This is a genomic window from Halorientalis brevis (assembly GCF_023077655.1).
Genome location: NZ_JALLGV010000004.1, coordinates 364,455 through 383,748, shown reverse-complemented (window position 1 = coordinate 383,748; position 19,294 = coordinate 364,455). Strand labels below are relative to the sequence as shown.

Annotated in this window: 19 protein-coding genes; 8 read left to right on the top strand and 11 right to left on the bottom strand. The window is 64.9% G+C overall.

Translation table 11 applies throughout. The features are described from left to right. Nucleotides 1–90: 90 nt before the first annotated feature. From MU553_RS10195 to MU553_RS10185, 3 genes are all read right to left on the bottom strand, one after another. Nucleotides 91–2,553 (bottom strand): efflux RND transporter permease subunit, encoded by a 2,463-nt coding sequence (locus MU553_RS10195; protein ID WP_247377200.1) that lies wholly within the window; start codon nt 2,551–2,553, stop codon nt 91–93. A 117-nt stretch (nt 2,554–2,670) separates the two neighbouring features. Continuing rightward, a complete protein-coding gene (locus MU553_RS10190; protein ID WP_247377201.1) occupies nt 2,671–3,252 on the bottom strand; it encodes a response regulator in 582 nt (193 codons plus the stop codon). A 93-nt stretch (nt 3,253–3,345) separates the two neighbouring features. Continuing rightward, nucleotides 3,346–3,921: a response regulator gene (locus MU553_RS10185; protein WP_247377204.1), complete on the bottom strand. Its 576-nt coding sequence runs from the start codon at nt 3,919–3,921 to the stop codon at nt 3,346–3,348. A gap of 168 nt (nt 3,922–4,089) precedes the next feature. Between MU553_RS10185 and MU553_RS10180 the strand changes: the two genes are divergently transcribed. Both MU553_RS10180 and MU553_RS10175 read left to right on the top strand, forming a co-directional pair. Continuing rightward, the gene (locus tag MU553_RS10180; RefSeq protein ID WP_247377570.1) at nt 4,090–4,287 is read left to right on the top strand and encodes a DUF7996 family protein; all 198 of its coding nucleotides are present in this window, start codon (nt 4,090–4,092) and stop codon (nt 4,285–4,287) included. 79 nt (nt 4,288–4,366) lie between these two features. Then, nucleotides 4,367–4,627 (top strand): DUF8006 family protein, encoded by a 261-nt coding sequence (locus MU553_RS10175; protein WP_247377206.1) that lies wholly within the window; start codon nt 4,367–4,369, stop codon nt 4,625–4,627. On the opposite strand, the gene MU553_RS10170 is transcribed toward MU553_RS10175, so the two are convergent. Further along, nucleotides 4,628–5,470: an NAD(+)/NADH kinase gene (locus MU553_RS10170; RefSeq protein ID WP_247377207.1), complete on the bottom strand. Its 843-nt coding sequence runs from the start codon at nt 5,468–5,470 to the stop codon at nt 4,628–4,630. A 180-nt stretch (nt 5,471–5,650) separates the two neighbouring features. On the opposite strand from MU553_RS10170, the gene MU553_RS10165 reads away from it, so the two are divergent. Then, entirely contained in the window at nt 5,651–6,883 is a 1,233-nt protein-coding gene (locus tag MU553_RS10165; protein WP_247377209.1) for a KaiC domain-containing protein, read from the top strand. A gap of 452 nt (nt 6,884–7,335) precedes the next feature. Here MU553_RS10165 and MU553_RS10160 read toward each other — a convergent pair whose 3' ends face one another. The 3 genes from MU553_RS10160 to MU553_RS10150 form a co-directional block, all read right to left on the bottom strand. Next, complete coding sequence (locus MU553_RS10160; RefSeq protein ID WP_247377211.1) at nt 7,336–7,773, bottom strand: hypothetical protein; 438 nt, start codon at nt 7,771–7,773, stop codon at nt 7,336–7,338. 247 nt (nt 7,774–8,020) lie between these two features. Next, complete coding sequence (locus tag MU553_RS10155; protein ID WP_247377213.1) at nt 8,021–8,449, bottom strand: universal stress protein; 429 nt, start codon at nt 8,447–8,449, stop codon at nt 8,021–8,023. A gap of 60 nt (nt 8,450–8,509) precedes the next feature. Then, nucleotides 8,510–10,369: an ATP-binding protein gene (locus MU553_RS10150; RefSeq protein ID WP_247377215.1), complete on the bottom strand. Its 1,860-nt coding sequence runs from the start codon at nt 10,367–10,369 to the stop codon at nt 8,510–8,512. A 359-nt stretch (nt 10,370–10,728) separates the two neighbouring features. On the opposite strand from MU553_RS10150, the gene MU553_RS10145 reads away from it, so the two are divergent. Together MU553_RS10145 and MU553_RS10140 are read left to right on the top strand one after the other, a co-directional pair. Further along, the gene (locus tag MU553_RS10145; RefSeq protein ID WP_247377217.1) at nt 10,729–11,070 is read left to right on the top strand and encodes a YfdX family protein; all 342 of its coding nucleotides are present in this window, start codon (nt 10,729–10,731) and stop codon (nt 11,068–11,070) included. 58 nt (nt 11,071–11,128) lie between these two features. Further along, nucleotides 11,129–11,452 (top strand): hypothetical protein, encoded by a 324-nt coding sequence (locus tag MU553_RS10140; RefSeq protein WP_247377219.1) that lies wholly within the window; start codon nt 11,129–11,131, stop codon nt 11,450–11,452. 2 nt (nt 11,453–11,454) lie between these two features. Here MU553_RS10140 and MU553_RS10135 read toward each other — a convergent pair whose 3' ends face one another. After that, nucleotides 11,455–12,048 (bottom strand): alpha/beta hydrolase, encoded by a 594-nt coding sequence (locus MU553_RS10135; protein ID WP_247377221.1) that lies wholly within the window; start codon nt 12,046–12,048, stop codon nt 11,455–11,457. A 62-nt stretch (nt 12,049–12,110) separates the two neighbouring features. Between MU553_RS10135 and MU553_RS10130 the strand changes: the two genes are divergently transcribed. After that, nucleotides 12,111–12,938: a PspA/IM30 family protein gene (locus MU553_RS10130; protein WP_247377223.1), complete on the top strand. Its 828-nt coding sequence runs from the start codon at nt 12,111–12,113 to the stop codon at nt 12,936–12,938. A 73-nt stretch (nt 12,939–13,011) separates the two neighbouring features. Then, complete coding sequence (locus MU553_RS10125; RefSeq protein ID WP_247377225.1) at nt 13,012–14,043, top strand: DUF7972 family membrane protein; 1,032 nt, start codon at nt 13,012–13,014, stop codon at nt 14,041–14,043. Here the strand turns inward: MU553_RS10125 and thrS are convergent. The 3 genes from thrS to MU553_RS10110 form a co-directional block, all read right to left on the bottom strand. After that, nucleotides 14,040–15,962, bottom strand: coding sequence for a threonine--tRNA ligase (thrS, locus tag MU553_RS10120; RefSeq protein ID WP_247377227.1), 1,923 nt, complete (start codon nt 15,960–15,962; stop codon nt 14,040–14,042). The genes MU553_RS10125 and thrS overlap by 4 nt on opposite strands. Nucleotides 15,963–16,108: 146 nt before the next feature. After that, nucleotides 16,109–16,813, bottom strand: a complete 705-nt coding sequence (locus tag MU553_RS10115; protein WP_247377229.1) for a MinD/ParA family ATP-binding protein — start codon at nt 16,811–16,813, stop codon at nt 16,109–16,111. A 120-nt stretch (nt 16,814–16,933) separates the two neighbouring features. Further along, nucleotides 16,934–17,653, bottom strand: coding sequence for a MinD/ParA family ATP-binding protein (locus tag MU553_RS10110; protein WP_247377231.1), 720 nt, complete (start codon nt 17,651–17,653; stop codon nt 16,934–16,936). A 115-nt stretch (nt 17,654–17,768) separates the two neighbouring features. Here MU553_RS10110 and MU553_RS10105 point away from each other — a divergent pair, with 115 nt between their 5' ends. Further along, the gene (locus MU553_RS10105) at nt 17,769–19,289 is read left to right on the top strand and encodes a glutamate-cysteine ligase family protein (protein ID WP_247377233.1); all 1,521 of its coding nucleotides are present in this window, start codon (nt 17,769–17,771) and stop codon (nt 19,287–19,289) included. The last annotated feature ends 5 nt before the right edge of the window (nt 19,290–19,294 follow it).

Below are 19,294 nucleotides of genomic sequence, written 5' to 3'. Positions count from 1 at the left end.
ACGTCTCCTCAACGGCCGTCCCGCAAGCACCACGTGCCAGCTTAACCGCGATGCCGTTCCTCAGGCGGCATCCCGCGGTGCTTTTCGGCCTCAGTCTTCCGTGAGCGATTCGTGTGGCGTGGACGTACTGGACTCGCCGCCTGCCATCGGGTCGGCGGATCGTGAGCTGTTGGCCACCCGGTCCCACAGCACCAGCGTCGAGGGCAGCACGAACAGCGAGGCGAGGTAGGCGTAGACGACGCTCAATGCCGTGAGGATGCCGAACACGCCGATCGCGGGGTTCAACGAGAGCCAGAGCACGCCGACGCCGAACACCGTCGTCAGCATGCTCCCAGTCAGTGCGCCGCCGGTTCCGACGATGGTTCGCGTGAGCGCGGGCATGAGCGGTCGCTCCTCGAACTCGTCGGCGAAGCGGTGGACGACGTGGACGGAGTAGTCGATCCCCAGGCCGATCGTGATCGCCAGGATCGTCCCGTTGAAGGCGTTGAACTTCACGCCCAGCACTCGCATCGACGCGACGACGAACGCGACGCTCACCGCGATGGGGACGACGTTGGCGATCCCGAGCGACGGCCGTCCTTCGAGCACCCAGTAGATGAAGATCAGGAACACCGACGCTCCCAGCAGCGAGAGCGCTAAACTCTGGACGACGCCCTCGAACAGCACGGCCGTCGCGTCCTGGAAGATGACCGCGAAACCGGTGGCCGACGCGTCGAAGCGGTGATCGGCCGCGACCGCCCGCGCGTCGACGGTCGTCGCCACGTCGTCGGCGCTGTCGTCGACGGTGTAGACGACGCGGGCGCTCCGGCGGTCTTCACCGATGAACGACAGCGCCTGCTCGCGCGCGGGTGAGTCGAGCAACGCGTCGTAGATCTCGTCGAGATTGTCGTCCGGCACGCCGTTGTCGTTGCGGTCGTTGCGCGCGACCAGCCGCGCGAACTCGGGATCGGCCGCTGCCCGTGACTCGATGACCGTGACGATGCTCTGGGACTTCGCTCGCCGATCGTCGCGTCGGAACGTCGGCGGTGGGTCTGCACCCGCCCGATAGATGGACTCCAGGGCAGTGTCGCGTGTCATCGGCCCCTCGACGTACAGCAACACCTGGCCGTCCTGGTCGAACTTCTCCTCGCGGAAGTTGTAGTTCTCGACGTACTGGTACGACGCGGGCGGGCGGAACGGCTCGGGGAGCGACTGGAGCGGCTCTGGCGTCTCCTCGGCGGGCATGAAGTCCTCCGGCGAGAAGCCGGTCCCGATCCCCGTCGCGTAGTAGCCGACGCCGCCGGTGACGACCAGGACGACGAGCATGAACGCCAGGGGCGCGCGCTTCGCGATGGTGACGCCGCCGCCGAGTGCTCGGCCGAGTGCGGAGTCCGCCGCCCCGAGCGGTCGCTCGCTGATGGTCGGGAGTGGGTACTTTCGGCGGAGCCGGTCGACGTACACCTTCTGGGCCGGCAGGAACACGCCGAACAACAGGAACGTGAACACGATGCCGATGGCCGCGACCAGCCCGAAGTCCTGGGTCGGCGGGAACGCGCTCACCAGGTTCGAGAGGAACCCGATGACGGTGGTCCCGGTGACGATGAAGAAGGCGACGAGCAGCTGGTCGGTCGTGATGCGCATCGACCGCTCGATGTCCTGGTCCTGGGCGCGCTCCTCGCGGTAGCGATTGACGGCGTGAATGCCGAAGTCGATTCCCACGGCGATCAGCAGCGGCGGCACGGCGACGAGCAGCGGGTTGAAGGCGATGCCGGCCAGGCCGAGGAAGCCGAACGTCCACAGCAGTGCGATGACGATGGTCGCGATGCCGAGCAGCAGGTCCACCAGGTCGCGGTAAGCGACGACGAGGAAGACGACGATGAGGACGAACGCCGCCGGCAAGACCAACACCAGCGAGTCCGAGATGGTGTCCGGCTGGCTCCCGAGCACGCGAATGTCCTGCCCGGCGGTCGAGACGACGCGTCGAACCCGGTCGGCCCGGTCCGGGATGTCGCTCGTCCCGTGCGTGATCGTCGCCTGCGCGGCCGCGGCCGACGCTGCCCTGCGATTGAAGTCGTCGCTCAACTGGTTCGTAAAGCCGGGGTTCCGCTCGGCGGCGGTCCGGACGGCGGCGTCGATCTCCGCCGGCGTCGCGCCCTCGATGGCGTCGATCTCTTCCTGCAGGGTGGTCGCGTTCGGGTCGAGCGTCCGCGCGACGACGCCGGCCGGACTCGACGTGGACTCGACCCGCATCCCGTGTTGGTTCTCGACCCGCTCCTGGGCCCGTAATAGCCGCACCATGGTCGGTTTCGAGAGGACGTTCTGACTGTCCTGCAGCAGCGTCGTGCTCGACGTGCTCCCGCTGGTGAAGCTCGCGCCGAAGTCGCGCTGGATGTCTTCCAGCGCCTCGAAGGACTCTAAGTCCTCGATGAACTGGTTCTGTCCGGTCTCGGTCTCGATGTTCCCGAGCCCGCCGACGAACAGGACTGTCAGCCCGAGAAAGAGGAGGATGATTTTCCCGGGGCTGTTGACGATACGGTCGTCGACCCAATCGATCACTCGTTGGTACGCGTCCATGGAGGTCCCCCACCAGCGTTCGGGCGGCAACTGGTATGCCGACCCTATTGGCCGCTCTCCGCTTAACCGGTTTGTAAACTCTAATAAACTAGCTAGAAATTCACTCTGCTCCGCACGTCAGCGTCCGTCGTCGCCGGGCGAGCGGTCGATGTTCCGGTAGGTTTCGACGAGCGACTCGAAGTCGTCGATCTCCTCGCGGAGTTGTTCGGTCATCTCTCGGGCTCTGCGCGCGGTTCGTTTGAACTCGTCGCTCTCCTGGAGTTCGGCGCCGGACAGTTCCGCTTCGAGCACCTCCAGTTTCGAGAGCAGCGAGAAGTACTCCTCGACGCGCTCGGAGTCTGCGACCGGATCGACGTGCCGTTCGAGCGTCGACTCGAGGGTCTCCTCGTCGACCGGCTTCGAGAGGTAGTCGTCGAACCCCATGTCGAGAATGTTCAGGTCGGGATCGACGGCGGTCACCATGATGACTGCGCAGTCCATGCCCTGCTCGCGAAGTTCGGCGAGCACCTCGTCACCCGACATATCGGGCATGCGGCGGTCGAGCAACACGGCGTCGACGCCGTCGTCGATCACGTCGAGCGCTTCCTCGCCGCCGTACGCGACGGACGTCTCGTAGCTCCCCTCGAGGTTCTTCGCGTAGATGTCGGCGATGTCACGCTCGTCGTCGACGATTACGACGTGTGGACGAGAACGACCCACGATACTCCGAGTTCGGAGGCTCGCTGAGTTATAACTTGTGTCACGGGTCGATGCTCACCGGTGGTCTCTCCCAGTGCAAGCGCCCGCACGTCGTCAGCGTCCGGGATGGCGACCGATCTCCCGGAACGCCATCTCGAAGTCGTCGAAGTCCGTCAGCGCGTCGTCCATCTCCGATTTCAGCTCCTCGGCGCGCTCGCGGAGGGCGACGACGTCGTCGTTCGTCTGAAGTTCCTGTGGGGTCTTCTCGGCTTCCAGGAGCGCCAGCTTTGAGGTCACCTCGTAGTACTCGCTGAGACGGTCGTCGTACTCGCTCGCGCTGAGTTGCTGTTCGACGGCACCGAGCAGGTCGTCGCTCTCGACGGGTTTGCAGAGGTAGTCGTCGAACGGCATCTCGATGATGTCGAAGTCCGGGTCGACTGCCGTGATCATGATGACCCGACAGTCCAACTCGCGCTCCCGGATCTCCTCGAGCACGTCGTCGCCCGATTTATCCGGCATCCGACGGTCGAGCAAGACCACGTCGACCTCGTCGTCGACCTTTTCGAGGGCTTCCTCGCCACCGTACGCGACGCGAACGGTGTACTCGCGCTCTAGCTTGAGCGCATAGACGTCTGCGACCTCCTTCTCGTCGTCGACGACCAGGAGGGTAGCCTCCGAATCGTTCGCCATGCATCCCTGTTTTTGTGGCGACGGGTTATACTTTGCGCGCGACGAATCACATCGCCGAGGGGTGGTCGGCCGGCCGCTGGCGGTCGGTTGCCGAACTGAAACCGCACCTTTCTCCCCGGTCCAGCCCGTTCCACTCTGTATGATCGACACGTCCGGAGGTGGGCGGTGATGGCGCTGTCCGAACGGCTGAAGTTCGCGCTGGTACTGGCTGGCGGAATAATCCTGCCAGGGCTGGCGGACTACGCCCTCGCACAGGCGGGCTACGAGCTGCTGGGCATCGTCGTGTGGGTCAGCGGCTATCTCGGCGCGATGGTGCTCATCTGGTACGTCTGGCTGCGCCCGCTGGACATGACGGGCCCGTCGTGACCGCGCCGTGGGGTCGTTTTCGCTCTCGAACGCGTAACGGAAGTTTTTAGGCTGCTACAGGAGGACTCTCGCAATAGGAATGTACGCGTTACCGCTCCAGGTGATCGACAATTTCCTGCTCCAGTACAACATCGGGCAGGCGATCTTCCTGATTCTCGTCCTTGGGTTCCTGGCAGCGCTGCCGCTGAAATCGCGCAAAGTCATCGCACTCCAGTTCATGACGTTCGGGGTCATCTACCTGCTCACCCCACAGAGCATGCTAGCAAAGCCTCACTGGAAGTTCTTCGGCATCGCACTGCTGGTGATCGGTCCGATGGTGTACGTGACCGCTCGCAAGTAGTCAGTCCAGTTTCCCGAGTCCAGCAAAGAAATCCAACGGCGGTCCCGCGACGTGGACCGGTTCACCTGCACGCCGCAGTTCGATGGTCGCCGGCGGCGTGACAGTCTCATCCTCCCGTCCGTCGCTCACCACCACCGCGTGGTCCGCCTCGGACACCGTCACCTCGATGGTGCGTTCCTCGTCGACCACCAGCGGCGGCATGGGCTCTTCGCCCGCCATCTCCGTGATGACGAACCCGTCCACGCCCGGATGAACGAGCGGGCCGTCTTCGCTCAGGTTGTAGGCCGTGCTCCCGGTCGGCGTCGCCACGAGGACCCCGTCCGCGTGCCCGCTCGTGTACATCGCCCCGTCGACGGTCACCTCGAGGTCGAGCCCCTGGCCGTGGCCGCGCTGGGGTCCGAGGATAGCGATCTCGTTGATCGCCGGGGAGAGCGTCCAGTCCTCGCCGCCGGCCGCCAGCCGACTCATCGCCCGTGTGGCGGCCGGCCCCTCCTCGCGGAGCGTGTCGACTTCGTCGCTGACGGCGCTGACGGCGTCGGCAGGTGAGACGGCGTTCAGGAAGCCGACTTCGCCGAGGTTGATGCCCATCACCGGCGTCGTGCCGGCCCCGCGGGCGGCAAAGAGGAAGGTGCCGTCGCCCCCGATGGAGACGACGAGGTCGCAGGTCGCCATCTCCTCGATCGCCACGCCCGGCACCGAGTGGTCGGTTTCGGCAGCCAGATGCGCGGCCGTCTCTCTGTCGACCACGACTGCGCTGTCGTCGGCCCGCAGTCGCTCGACGATATCGCCCGCCAGCGTCGCAGCGCGGGGATTGTCCCGCTGGGCGACGATCCCGACTTTCATCTCGTCGGGCTTTGCCCCCCCGAAAGTATAAACCCACTCGAATCCGCCCACGAGCGGCGTCCGTCCCGCGATTCCTGCCAGTCAGTTCGGCACTGTGACGACGTCAAATACAGGCAACCTTAATTTATCCGCATCCCAACTGCTATCCATGGCCCCCCGGCCGGGAGCGAGTGTTGTTCGATGAGCGAGGACGAATCCGCCGACGACGACTGGTTCGAGAGCGCGCTCGGCGACGACGACGAGCCCGAGGCCTCGGCCGACGACCCGCAGTCTCCCGAGAACGGTGACACTGACGCTGGGGACCCAGCCGACGATGCAGACGACAGCCCGTTCGGCGCAGCGGACACTGACAGCGACAGCCCGTTTGGTACTGGCGACGGGGAGAGCCCGTTCGGCAGCGACGACGCGAACGGCGACAGTCCCTCCGCCGACGATGCAGACGACAGCCCGTTCGGTGCAGCGGACACTGACAGCGACAGCTCGTTCGGTGATACTGCGGACGGGGACACGGACAGCCCCTTCGGTGGGGGAGACGGTGACGCTGGCAGTGACAGCCCCTTCGGTGGGAGCGACGGCGGCGACAGTCCGTTCGGCGGTGGCAAGAGCGGTGACGGCAACGGCGACCTGTTCGACGACGATTTCGCCTCTGCGTTCGGCGGTGGCGGCGGTGACAGCGGTGGCGGCGACTTCGACGACGAGGACTTAGATTCCGACCTCCCGCGGATCAAACTCGGGATCGAAGGCCTAGACGACATGATCCAGGGCGGCATTCCCGAACGCCACCTCATCGTCACCATCGGATCGGCCGGGACCGGCAAGACCACGTTCGGCCTGCAGTTTCTCCACCACGGCCTCCAGAAAGACGACCCCGAGAAGGCCGTGTTCATCACGCTCGAACAGAGCCGCGACGCCATCATGGCCACCGCGGCCGAGCGCGACTGGAACTTCGAGCAGTACGAGAAAGAGGACAAACTCGCGATCGTCGACTTGGATCCCGTCGAGATGGCGAACAGCCTCGACAACATCAGGGCGGAACTTCCCACCCTCATCGAGGATTTCGGCGCCGATCGACTGGTCCTGGACTCGGTCTCCCTGCTGGAGATGATGTACAACGACCAGGCGAAACGGCGCACTCAGGTGTTCGATTTCACCCGGTCGCTGAAGAAATCCGGCGTCACGACGATGCTCACCTCCGAGGCCAGCGAGGACCACGAGTACTCGTCCCGCCACGGCATCATCGAGTACCTCACCGACGCCGTGATCCACCTCCGGTACGTCCGCGAGGAGACCCGCGAGACCCGTACTGCAGTCTCCATCCAGAAGATCCGGAACGCCAACCACTCCCGCGAGACCAAACCCTACGAGATCACCGGCGACGGCATCTCCGTGTATCAGCAGGCGAATATTTTCTAACCACCTTTTTTGCGGTCGGGTGCGCGAAGCGCACCACTCCCGCAAAAAATCTGGACCAAAAAAGCCGGACGCGCCGACGGCGCGTCCGGTGTCTTCGTGAGTGACCGCAGGGAACGAGCGAATGGCTCAGAAGACGAGCAAAGCGAGTCTTCTGGTGAACCGCTCGCTTCGTCGTCACCAGAACGCGAAGCGTTCTGGTTGGCGCACGAGAGCGTAGCTCTCGTGAACGCCGGCGCTTCGCGCCGGCTGCCAGCGGGACCTCCGGTTCCTCCCTGCTCGCGGATGCTGGTGGGCAGTACAGGGCGCATAGTCAGCACGGTGCCACAGTAGTTAGAGGGCAGAATTATTGGCCTAAAATATCGTTGAGGAGTCGGTAGGTCGATAGTCAAGGACGTACGCTGAAAGTCTACAGACGGACTTATCGCACATTCCTGTGGGAACGGTGTATTGACTTACGCATTGAGGTCTTCGGTCACAGGACGGTATTCACCAGCACCGACAAAATAGCCGATACTACCAGTAATCGTACTGAGCGTGCAGATCACTCCCGCGGTGTGAAGACTTACCGAGCCAACTGTACTTTGAGGAAATGTGTTAGCTGTCGGTAAGTACCACAAGTAGAATCCACTAACGAAAATTGCAGTGCCAATGAACCCCGTTCCCAAACCGTATCTTCCCCAGCCAGCGATGACACCGACAACAATGCTGATCAGGATGACTGCCTCTGGATGAAACTGGAACCATGCGGCTGGCAGCACGATGCGTCCGAATATCATGACGACCACTGTGAGACAGACCGCCCCCACGAGGAACGCAGTACGTGAACGGGTTGGCTTTCCAACAAAGAGGTGCCATAGATACCGTCCAGCTAGTATCCACTGATTGGGCATACCTAATCAACAGAGTGTCATGGAGTATGAACGGATTGGTGACATCACGACTCCTAACCAGGATGTAGTCTCAATCCAATCAATAAGATCATCTATTGAGCAGACAAGCATCCGCGAGCAGGGAGGGACCGAAGGTCCCGCTGGCAGCCGGACGTAGTCCGGCGACGAAGCGAGCCGGCAGCAGTTTTTAGTCCAGGTTTTTGCGATGGGGGTCGCTGGGAGCGACCCCCCGACGTAAAAAAGTGGTTTACCGTGCAACGGTCACGGGAATCGTCGAACTGCGGACGACGTTCTCGGCGACGCTGCCCAACAGGATGCGCGTGACGCCCGAGCGGCCGTGGCTCCCCATGACGATCTGGTCGACGTCGTGTTCCTCGGCGTACTGCACGATCGCACGCGAGGGCTTGCCGACGACGGTGTCCTCGGTCACGACGACGTCGCGGCCGTTCGCCCGGTCTCGTGCGCGCTCGAACAGATGCTCGGCCTCGGACTGGGCGTGCTCGTACCACTCCTCCGAGAAACTCGGGATGGACGCCTGCGCGCTGTAGCCCGCCTCGGCGGGATTGATGACGTTGAGCAAGACGAGTTCGTCGTCCGGAAATTCGTCGATGGCGAACTCGAAGGCTTCCCAGGCCTGCGACGACCCGTCCAGCGGAACCAAGATTCGCTTGCTCATGGTATTCCATAACATCTACCACGATTAAATAGTTCGTGCTCGACGGGGACCGTCGGGTGCTCAGTCGCGGCCGTGTTTGGTGACACACACCGGGAGGCCGATGAGTTCCACCGGTTCGGAGTTGTCCGGCGAGTAGACGACCATCTGGCCTTTCTCCATGTAGGGGACCTTGGCTTCGAGGTTCGACGGGATGTTCACCGCGGAGATCGCGTCGTCGTCGCCGAGATTGAGGACGACGGTCGTGTTGATCTGCTTGAACACCGGCTCGGCGATGTCCTGGGGGTCCTGGGTGATGAGGAAGAGGCCGAGCCGTTCCTTGCGGCCCTGTTTCGCCGCCTCGGTGAACTTCCCGATGACCTTCCGGGCCTGGACGCTGTCGGCGTCGGTCAGGAAGTTGTGGGCCTCGTCCATCCCGACGACGAGGGGCGTCTCTTTGATCCGGTCGAAGTGCGGATCGTTCGAGAGCTTCTCGTCTACCAGGAGACTCGACAGCGCCAGGACGATCGTTTCGGTGGTCCGGCTCTCGTTGATGTGGTAGGTCGGCACGACCGTGAGACCACCGGGACGGACGAACTCGTGGATCAGCTCGGTGATCGGCCGGGCGTCCTGGTCGAACACGTCGCCGAAGCCCCGCGCACGCCGGCGCACGGCGTCGAACGTCGCCTCGTGGACGCGCCCGCTCTCGTCGAGTTCCTCCTTGAGCGCGGGGTCGTCGAGAAACGAGATGAACTGCTCGTAGCTCCCGTTCGAGCCGTAGTTGTCGAAAAAGCGCTTCAGGAGGTAGCGCAACGCGGAGTACTGGTTGTCGTTGAGGCCGCCGCCGGAGACGAGCCAGGGGTTGCCCCGGACCATCGAGAACGGGATGGTGAACTCGACCTGCTCGGCGCGGTGGTGGTCGGCGGCGTAGGAACTGCCGCCGACTTTCGGGACGAACGCGACGGTGTCGTCGTGGCCGCCGTAGGCGACGCCTTCCCGTTCGAGTCGTCGCCGGTCCTCGTCGGTCATGTCGGGGTTGTCGTCGTGCATCTGGGCGTACTCGTCCTGGGGGTCGAACTGCACGACGGCGGTCTGCACTTCCCGGTCGCTCCCCGAGGCGACCGGATAGCTGCGGTCCTCGTCGAGGTATTGCCGGAGGATGTTCTTCGAGCCGTGGGTTTTCCCGGAGCCAGTCCCCCCGGCGACGAGGGTGTGGCGGAACACGAGCGGGTCGCCCGCGTCGTAGTCGTCTTTGAGCCGGTAGTCGATGGTCGGCGGTTCGGCGGCGGTCTGGACGCGCTCGCCGCCCACTGCGAGGTGCCCGAGGAAGACGCCGTCCTCGGGGATCTTCAGGCCGGTCTTGATCTCGCTCTTGTCTGTCGCGGCCCGGACCACTGTTTCGGGCTTGGGAACCCGGTCGGTCATCCGGCGCTTGAGTTCCCCGTCTTCTTCGAAGAGTACCGCCACTGGCTCCAGCGTGGCGATGAACTTGAAGTCCTGTTCGTCGATGCCCCGGGAGCGCATCGCGCGCCGCGCGTGAATCTCGGTCGCGTCGTCGGTCCGGAACTCCTGGGCGTACTCCAGCGCCGTGATCCGACAGAACAACCGCTCGTCGTCGGGATACGGGACGAGCAGGTACTTGCCGATGCGGACCTGCGAGCGGTTCTGGACCGTCACGTACGCGCGCAGGGCCGTGTCGTCCGGGTCCTCGCTGATCGTCAGTCCTTCGGAGGCCGAGAGGACGCCGATGCCACGGTCGCTGCCCGCCGGCGAGACGTCGACCGTCTCGAACTCCGGCGTCTCCGCGTCGGCGTCCGTCGCGTCGGTGGTCGTCGGCTCAGTCGGCGACGCGTCGTCTGCAACCGTCTCCTCGCTCGGCGCGTCGTCGTCCTCGTCACCCCCGTCGTCTGCGTCGAAATCCGTAAAGTCACCCAGATCTGACATACTGGCTCCATCGGACCCCCGGGTCAAACGCGTTTCCCCTGTCGCCGCTCGGCGATACGTTCGCTCGACTGAGACGGGCACCGCGAAACCGATCGTCCGTCTCCACGCAGGAGCCCGCCACGACGGTCAAACGGGTCGCCGTGGTACCCTTACCTGCCATGTCCGACGACAGGCAACACGCGAGCGGGGGCGTCGACCAGTCCGACGCGAAATGCTATGACGTCGACCGACAGGCCGATCTGGTCCTGCCCTGCGTCGCCAAGCCGAACGCTGATCTCCGTCTCCGGGCCTGCCAGGAAGAAGGGTGCTCGACCACCCCCACAGGTGACTTTTTCCCTGCTCGTCACGTACGTGTGGGTATGTTACTCATTAGCGGCCACGCCGGCGGCACTGACCTGACCGGCACGCTGTACGAGCGCGGCGAGCGCTCCCCGTCGTTCAAGGGCGCGCCCGACGAGGACGCCCCTTACATCTGGGTCTGTGACTCCTTCTACGAGGTCGAAAGCGGCGGACAACAGACCGAGATCGACGGTCGGCAACTGAACGTCGCGTTCGAGTCGCCGATGCCCCACGGGTTCGAGACCCGCGAGCAGGCCATCGACGCCGCCGAGGAGCACATCCGCACCCAGTTCGCCCGCGTCGGCCTCGACCCTGCCGAGGTCGACATCGACGTCGTCCAGGCCGAATCCGAAGCGAACTGACGCCCCGGCTCTCGTCGAAATAGGTACATTCTTAATCACGTCAGTCTAGTCCTGTGGTATGGCGACTCATGCCCCGAGGGACGCTGACACGGACACAGTCGATCTGCCGCCTGCTGTGCCGTCTGCCCTCTCGGCTCTGACTCGCTTGAGTTGGGAACTGGGTGCTCGAATCGTCGAGGACGGGGAATCGACGCTCCACAGCGAGTGGACGCACACGGAAACGCCGCGGCGACTCTCGTTCTACGCGGCGACGAGCAACACCGTCATCGTCCGCGTCCGGACGCCCGTCGGTCGGAAACGGTTCTACGGTGCGACGCAGACCGACCTCGAAGCGGCGCTCCCGGAACTCGACGCCGACCCGCAGTGGCGCCGTCGCTCCTGAGCTTACAGCGCCTCGGCGAAAAAGTCGGCCACGCGCGCGGCGATCTGCTCCGTCTGTCCGACGAAGAAGTGATCGGCGGGGTAGGAATCGACGGCACAGCCACGCTCGCGAGCCCGCTCGACCACCGGCTCCCAGTCGACGGTCTCGTCGCGCTCACCGTACAGTACCTGGACTGGACAGTCGATGCCGTCGAGGGCAGCGACGGTCTCGAACTCGTGGCCGGCGGCCGCTGGCGGTGACAACACGCCGAGGGCCGCCGGCTGGGGGTCGCTGTCGGCCGCGGCGAGCAGCGCGACGGCCGCGCCGAAGCTGTAGCCGAAGAGCCCGACCGGCTCGTAGCGGTCCCGGGCGTACGCGAGGGCGTTCCGCGCGTCCAGTCGTTCTCCCTTCCCCTCGTCCCACGGCCCGTAGTCCAGGCGGAGGCAGGCGATGCCGTGGTCGGCGAGCGCGTCACCGACGCCCCGGAGTCGCGGATCGGTCCGGGAGCCGCCCATCTGCGGGTGCGGCGGGCAGGCGACGACTGCAGCGTCGGCGTCGGGCGTATCGACCGTCGCGCGGACGTCTCGGGCGCCCGCGATGCGGATCTCGTCGCTCATATTTGTTTCTCGACCTCGATGCGTGTAAGTGTTTTAAGGTCGACGGTGCCCAACGGGCCGACATGGGTATCCTCTCGCGCGCCTCCTACGTCATCCGGTCGAAGATCAATTCCGTCTTGAACCGGGCGGAGGACCCAGCCGAGACGCTGGACTACTCCTACGAGCAGCTCCGCGACGAACTCCAGGAGGTAAAGCAGGGCATCGCCGACCTCACGACCCAGAAAAAGCGCCTGGAGATTCAGCAGCGCCGCCTCGAAGAGAACGTCGACAAACACAACGAGCAGGCCCGGGAAGCAGTGCGACAGGATCGCGAAGACCTCGCTCGCCGCGCACTGGAGAAGAAAAAGCAGAAGATGAACCAGATCGAGGATCTGGAGTCCCAGATTCAGCAGCTCCAGCGCCAACAGGATCAGCTCATCGAGAAGAAAGATCAGCTCCAGAGCCGCATCGAGCAGTTCCGCACCAAGAAAGAGACGATGAAAGCCCGGTACAAGGCCGCCGAGGCCTCCAACCGCGTCTCCGAAGCCATGACTGGGGCCGGCGAGGAGATGGAAGACGTCGGGCGGGCGATCGAACGCGCCGAGGAACGCACCGACGAGATGGAAGCCCGCGCGGCCGCGATGGACGAACTCCAGGAGAGCGGCGCCTTCGAGGACGCCCTCTCGGACAAGGACCAACTGGACCGGGAACTCGAAGAGATGCGCACCGAAGGCGAGGTCGACGCCGAACTCGACACGCTCAAAGAGGAGATGGGCAAAGGCGACGGGGAGGTAGCGGACGACGTCGAGACCGACGTGGAGACGACGGACACCGAGACCGGCGACAGCGAGGTCAGCGACGAGGAACTCGACGCGGAACTCGAAGAACTCAGAGAAGAAGAGAAGAGCTGACGACACTGGACCGGTGGCCCGGCCGGCGATTGCCCGGGCGTACTGATTTCCGGCTGTGGGGCGACCTTTTCGCATGGCCTCGAACGCGGATCAGGACAACGGCGCCGACACGATGCGGAGTCGCGTCCCGGGCAGTCGGCTGAAACTGTGGCTCCTGCTGGAGGCCAATCGATGGGTACTCGCCGGCGTGGTGCTCGCCGGGCTGTTTCTCACGTTCGTCGTGCTCGGGCATTTCGATCCCGTTTCGCTCGGCTCGGCGCTCACGTCCACGGACCCGATCGATACGCTCTTCCAGGCGCTCACCACGGCGATCATCACCGGCGTCACGCTCGTCGTCACGATCAACCAGCTCGTGCTCTCGCAGGAACTCGGCCCGCTGGGCGACCAGCGCGACCGCATGGAGGGGGCGCTCTCGTTCCGCCAGGACCTGGCGTCGACGCTGTCGGTGGGCGTCGTGCCTGCCGAACCCAGTGCATTCCTGGGGGCACTCGTCGACGCGGCGGCGGCCAGGAGCGAGACGCTCGCGGCGGCCGCGACCGAGAGCAGCGACCCGCAGGCACGCGAGGAGATTCAGTCGCTCACGGCGGAGATCCGTCAAAACGCCGATGGAGTCAGTCAGCAACTCGACGGCGCGCAGTTCGGGACGTTCGCGGTGGTGTCTGCCGCACTGAACTTCAACTACTCGGTGAAGATCTACGAGGCCCGTCGCATCCGTGCCGAGCACGGCGACGCACTCCCGGACGACGTGACGAACGCTCTCGACGAACTACTGGAACTCCTCGAGCTGTTCGGTCCCGCACGCGAGCACGTCAAGACGCTGTACTTCCAGTGGGAACTCATCGACCTCTCGCGCGTGCTCCTGTACACGGCGCTCCCCGCCCTTGCCGTCTCCGTCGCGATGATCGTCTACGTCGACGACGGCGCGTCGGTCGCCTGGACCGTCCTGGGCGTCGACGGCATCGTCTGGCTGACGAGCGCGGCGACGGTCGTCGCACTGACGCCGTTCGTCCTGCTGGTCGCGTACATCCTGCGCATCGCGACCGTCGCGAAGCGGACGCTCGCCATCGGGCCGTTCGTGCTGCGAGAAATGGATTCGAACGCCTAGTCCAGGAAGTCCGGGTCCGGCCGCTGCTCGCCGACTTCGCTCTCTAGGTGCTCGCGGAACGCGTCGATCTCGACGTCTTTCGTCTCGCGCTCTTTGCGGTCGCGAACGGAGAGCGTCTTCGCTTCCTCTTCGTCGTCACCGAGGATCAGCATGTAGGGGACCCGATCCTCGTGGGCCTGGCGGATCTTCTTTTTGACCGTCCAGGAGCGGTCCTCGATGGTCACGCGGTAGTCGCCCAGGCGGTGCTTGACTTCCTTGGCGTAGGGGATGTTGTCGTCGCTGATCGGTAATATCCGTACTTGCTCGGGGGCCAGCCAGGTCGGGAACTTCCCGTTGTAGTGCTCGGTGAGCACCATGAAGAACCGCTCGTAACTGCCGTACAGCGCGCGGTGGATCATCACCGGCCGGTGTTCCTCGTTGTCCTCGCCCGTGTAGGTCAGATCGAACCGCTCGGGCATGTTGAAGTCCAGCTGGACCGTCGGGCCGTCCCAGTGGCGACCGAGGGCGTCCTCGAACGCGAAGTCGATCTTCGGGCCGTAGAACGCGCCGTCGCCCTCCTCGACGACGTAGTCCATGTCCGCGTCCTCCAGGACGGATTCGAGCTGGGCTTCGGCTCTCTCCCAGATCTCGTCGCTGCCCACGGATTTCTCCGGGCGGGTCGCGAACTGCACCGTGTAGGTGAGGTTGAACGTGTCGAGGATGTCGAGGATGATGTCCATGATCGCCTCGACCTCGCTTTCGATCTGGTCCGGGCGGACGAACAGGTGGCCGTCGTCGATGGTGAACGCCCAGACGCGCGAGAGCCCCGAGAGTTCACCCCGCTGCTCTTTCCGGTAGACCTTCCCGTCCTCGAAGTACCGGACGGGGAGGTCGCGGTAGCTCCACTGGCCCTGGTCGAAGATGGTGGCGTGGCCTGGGCAGTTCATCGGCTTCAGGCCGTACTCCTCGTCGTTGACGTCCAGCAGGAACATGTCGTCCCGGTAGTTCTCGTAGTGGCCGGACTTCTTCCAGAGTTCCGTCCGGAACACGTGGGGCGTCTCAACCTCGCGGTAGTCCGCGTCGCGGTTGAGCCCGGCGACGTAGTCCGACAGCTCGTTCAGGATCGTCTTCCCGTTGGGGTGATAGAGTGGGAGCCCCGGCCCGGTCGTCTCGTCGATGGAGAACAGGTCCATCTCCTGGCCGATCTTCCGGTGGTCGCGCTCCTCGGCCTTGCGGCGCTGTTCGAGGAACTCCTGGAGCCCCTCTTCGGTGGGGAAGGCGGTCCCGTACACGCGGGTGAGCGTGTCGTTCTCCTCCTCGCCGCGCCAGTAGGCCGCCGAAATCTCCAGCAGCTCGAACCCGCCGATCTCGCCGGTCGAGTCGACGTGCGGTCCCTGACAGAGGTCGTAGAAATCGTCCTGCTGGTAGAAGGAGACGGGGTCCTCGCCGGCGGCTTCCGTCTCGAGGACGTCCTGTTTGTAGGGGTTGTCCTCGTAGCGCTCGAACGCTTCCTCGCGGTCGACGAGCTCGCGCTCGATGTCGTAGTCGGCCTCGATGATCCGTTCGGCTTCCGCCTGGATGTCTTCGAGATCGTCCTCGTCGATGTCGACGCCGGTGACGTCGTAGTAGAACCCGTCGTCCGTCCAGGGGCCGATCGTGAGTTTCGCGTCGGGGAACTCCCGCTGGAGCGCTTGGGCGAAGACGTGGGCCGCGGAGTGACGTAGCACGTCGAGGTACTCGTCGGCGGACTCCGTGACGATCTCGATCTCGACGTCCTCGGTGAGTGGCGCGTGCTTGTCGACGAGTTCGCCGTCGACGACGCCCGCGATAGTGTCACTCCCCAATCCCGGTCCGATCTCGTAGGCGACGTCCTCGACGGTGGACCCCTCCGCGACGGAGAGGGTCGAACCGTCTGGTAGCGTGACCGTGACCTCGCTCATACCCGTGGCAAGCCGACCGTATGGGATAAGTGTATTGAGAGCCGGGCGACACGGCGGCTCGGCTCAGACGGTTTGCCGTCACTGGGTACCGCGGCGATCACCCGATGGTGGGTGGTCCATGCGTCACTGCCTTCCAGCAGACCGTCTCAGTCCGACGCGCGGGCCGTAACGAAGTTCCCGACCTTCTGGGCGAGCGTCCGGTAGGCCTGCGTCGCGAGGTGGTCCGGATAGTTGACGACGACCGGTTCGTCGCTGGCTGCGTCGCGGTCTTTCGGGACCGCCGCCAGGACCGTCACGCCGAGTTCGTCGGCGATCTCCGGGATCGTCGTGTCCGGCTCGGCCTGCACGACGACGGCCCCGAGCAGTCCCGTGTCGACCGAATCGGCCAGGTCGGCCATCTTCCGCGTGTCCTCCATGGCGACCTCTTCTGGCGTGGTCACGAGCAGCGCCGAATCGGCCACTCGCATCGGGACGACGGTCTCCTGGCAGAGCCCGGAGCCGGTGTCGACGATGACGGCGTCGAACGACGAGCGCAGTTCGTCGATCAGCGGTCGCAGGTTCTCCGGACTGGCGTCGACGAACGCCTCCAGTCGGTCGGCCCCCGGCAGCACGGTCACGCCGGCCGGTCCCTCGACGAGCGCCTCACTGAGCGGTGCGCGACCGGACAGCACGTCGTGGATCGTCGGCGTGTGCTCGATGCCGAGCATCCCTCCCAGGTTCGTCATGCCGAGGTCGGCGTCGACGATGACGACGTCGTGTCCCTCCTGTTCGAGCGCGATACCGGTGTTGATGGTGGCCGTCGTCTTCCCGACACCACCTTTTCCCCCGGCGATGGCGTACACTTCCCCCATTGCGTACCCGATATATCTACTCACAGGGAAAAATACCTTGCGTGTAATTATTTAGGACGTTTCTGATCGCTTTCAGGAGCGGGTGAAGAGGCCGGCGCCGCTGTGCGACCGGCGTGCGTCCTATGACTCCGCGGTCTGTTTGACGGGCGTCCCGACGTAGTCCGTGAGCTTCATCGCGAGCCGGCGGTACGCCTGTGCGGCGTAGCTTTCGCTGGCGGTCACGACGAGCGGTTCCTCGGCCGCGGCCACGTCGTCCTGGGGCACCACCGACAGGATCTCCTCGTCGAGTTCGTCGGCGACGGCCGACACTGCCGTGTCCTTGTCGGCTTTGGTGACGACGGCCCCGACGACGTCCGTTTCGACGCGCTCGGCGAGTTCGGACATCTTCCGGGCGTCCACGATCGACACCGATTTCGGCGTCGTGACCAGGAGCACGCCGTCCGAGGCGTCCATCGGAATCATCGTCTCCTGTGAGACGCCCGCGCCGGTGTCGACGAGGACGACGTCGTAGTTCCTGGCCAGCGAGTGCAACACCGGCCGGAGGTTCGACGGATCGCCGTGGGCGAACGCTTCGAGGCTCTCGTGGCCGGCCAGAATCGACAGTCCCTCCGGCCCGTCGGTGATCGCCTCGCTCATCTCGGCTTCCCCTGCCAGCACGTGATGCAGTCGCGGCTGGTGATCCAAGTCGAGAATCTTCCCCAGGTTCGTCATGCCGAGATCGGCGTCGACGACGACGGTTTCGTGGCCCGCTTCCTGGAGCGCGACGCCCGCGTTGATCGCCGTCGTCGTTTTCCCGATACCGCCTTTCCCCCCGGCGACCGTGACTATGTCCCCCACCATTCGTACCACTGAATTCTCGCCACTCCATCAAAAAAATATCGTGACGATGTTCCGGGAATTTAAACGGTGAGAACAATCGACAGGCTAAACCGACCGCTCTCGTAGGTTGTGAGCAATGACCGATCGCGTGGAACTGGTGGAGCGGTCGCTGTCGGCCGACACCTACCCGACGTTCGGGGCTCGCGTCGAGGAGCAGGCGGCGTTCCTGCGGGAGGAACTCGCCCGTGGCGCCCTCGACACCGACGGGTTCGCCGTCGGGCTGGAACTGGAAGTGTACGCCGTCGACGACGGCGCGCTGACCCGGATTCCCGACGACGTCTTCGACGCCTGCAACAAGGAACTCGGCCTGCACAACGCGGAACTGAACACCGACCCGGACCCGTTCACGACTGCCGGGATCGAAGCCCAGGCCGACGCGCTCCGGACGCAGTGGGCGGCGGCACAGAACGCGGCTCGCGACGCGGGGTGCGACCTCGTTCTCGACGCCATGTGGACGCTCCCACCGGACGAGGGGAGCTACCAGTACCTCGCCGCCACCGAGCAACGCGACGGGGTGACCGTCCCCTCGAACATGCGTGCGATCTCGCGCTACTGGGGCATCGACCGCGACTGCGTCCGGAAGGCCGGCGGCGAGATCGAGTTCGACGTCCCGGGCGCGTCGATCAGTTTCCCGACGATCCTGTTCGAATCGCTCGCGACCTCTATCCAACCGCACGTCCAGATCCCCTCGACGGACGCGTTCCCCCGATACTACAACGCGGCCATCCGGACGCTCGGTCCGGTGCTGGCGCTGGCGACGAACTCGCCGTTCCTGCCCGGTGACCTGTACGACGAGGACGTCGACCCCGAGCGCCTCCTGACCGAGACCCACCACGAACTCCGGATCGCCGCCTTCGAGCAGTCGGTCAACCAGACGGGAGAACGGAAAGTCCGGGTGCCCGACGACGTCGAGACGGCGACCGACGTGGTGGACTACCTGGTCGCGGACCCGGTCGTCTCCCCGTTCCTCTCGGAGTGGCTCGCGGGCGAGGGGGAGGGCGACGTGTACGCGGACAACTTCTGGGAACTCGATCACAAGCGCGGGACGTACTGGCGGTGGCTCCGGACTGTCATCGGCGGCGACCCCGTCGACGGACTGAGCGACGAGCGCTCGCTCCGCATCGAGTACCGTCCCCTCCCGACGCAACCGTCGATCCGCGACATCGTCGGGTTCCAGTGTCTCGTCGGCGGGCTCGTCAACGGCCTCGTCGTCGACGACCACCCACTTACGGACCTGGACTGGGACGCCGCCGAGGCCTGTTTCTACTCGGTCGTCGAGAACGGGCTGGACGCCGAGTTCGCGTGGATCACCGCGGACGGCGAGCGGACCGACGATCCCGAGACCGTCTTCGCCGAGGTGTTCGAGTACGCCCGTCGCGGCCTCGACGACCTCGGCGTGGCCGAGTCGACGGTCGAGACGTACCTCGGCCCCCTCGAAACCCGCTGGGAGGCGCGGACGACGCCGAGTCAGTGGAAGATCGAGCGCGTGCGCGAGGCGCTGGCCGACGGTGCCGACCTCCAGGCCGCCCTGGCGACGATGCAAACAGAGTACGTCCGGCGCTCGAACGAGCACGACACGTTCGCCGAGTGGCTGTAAGGGCC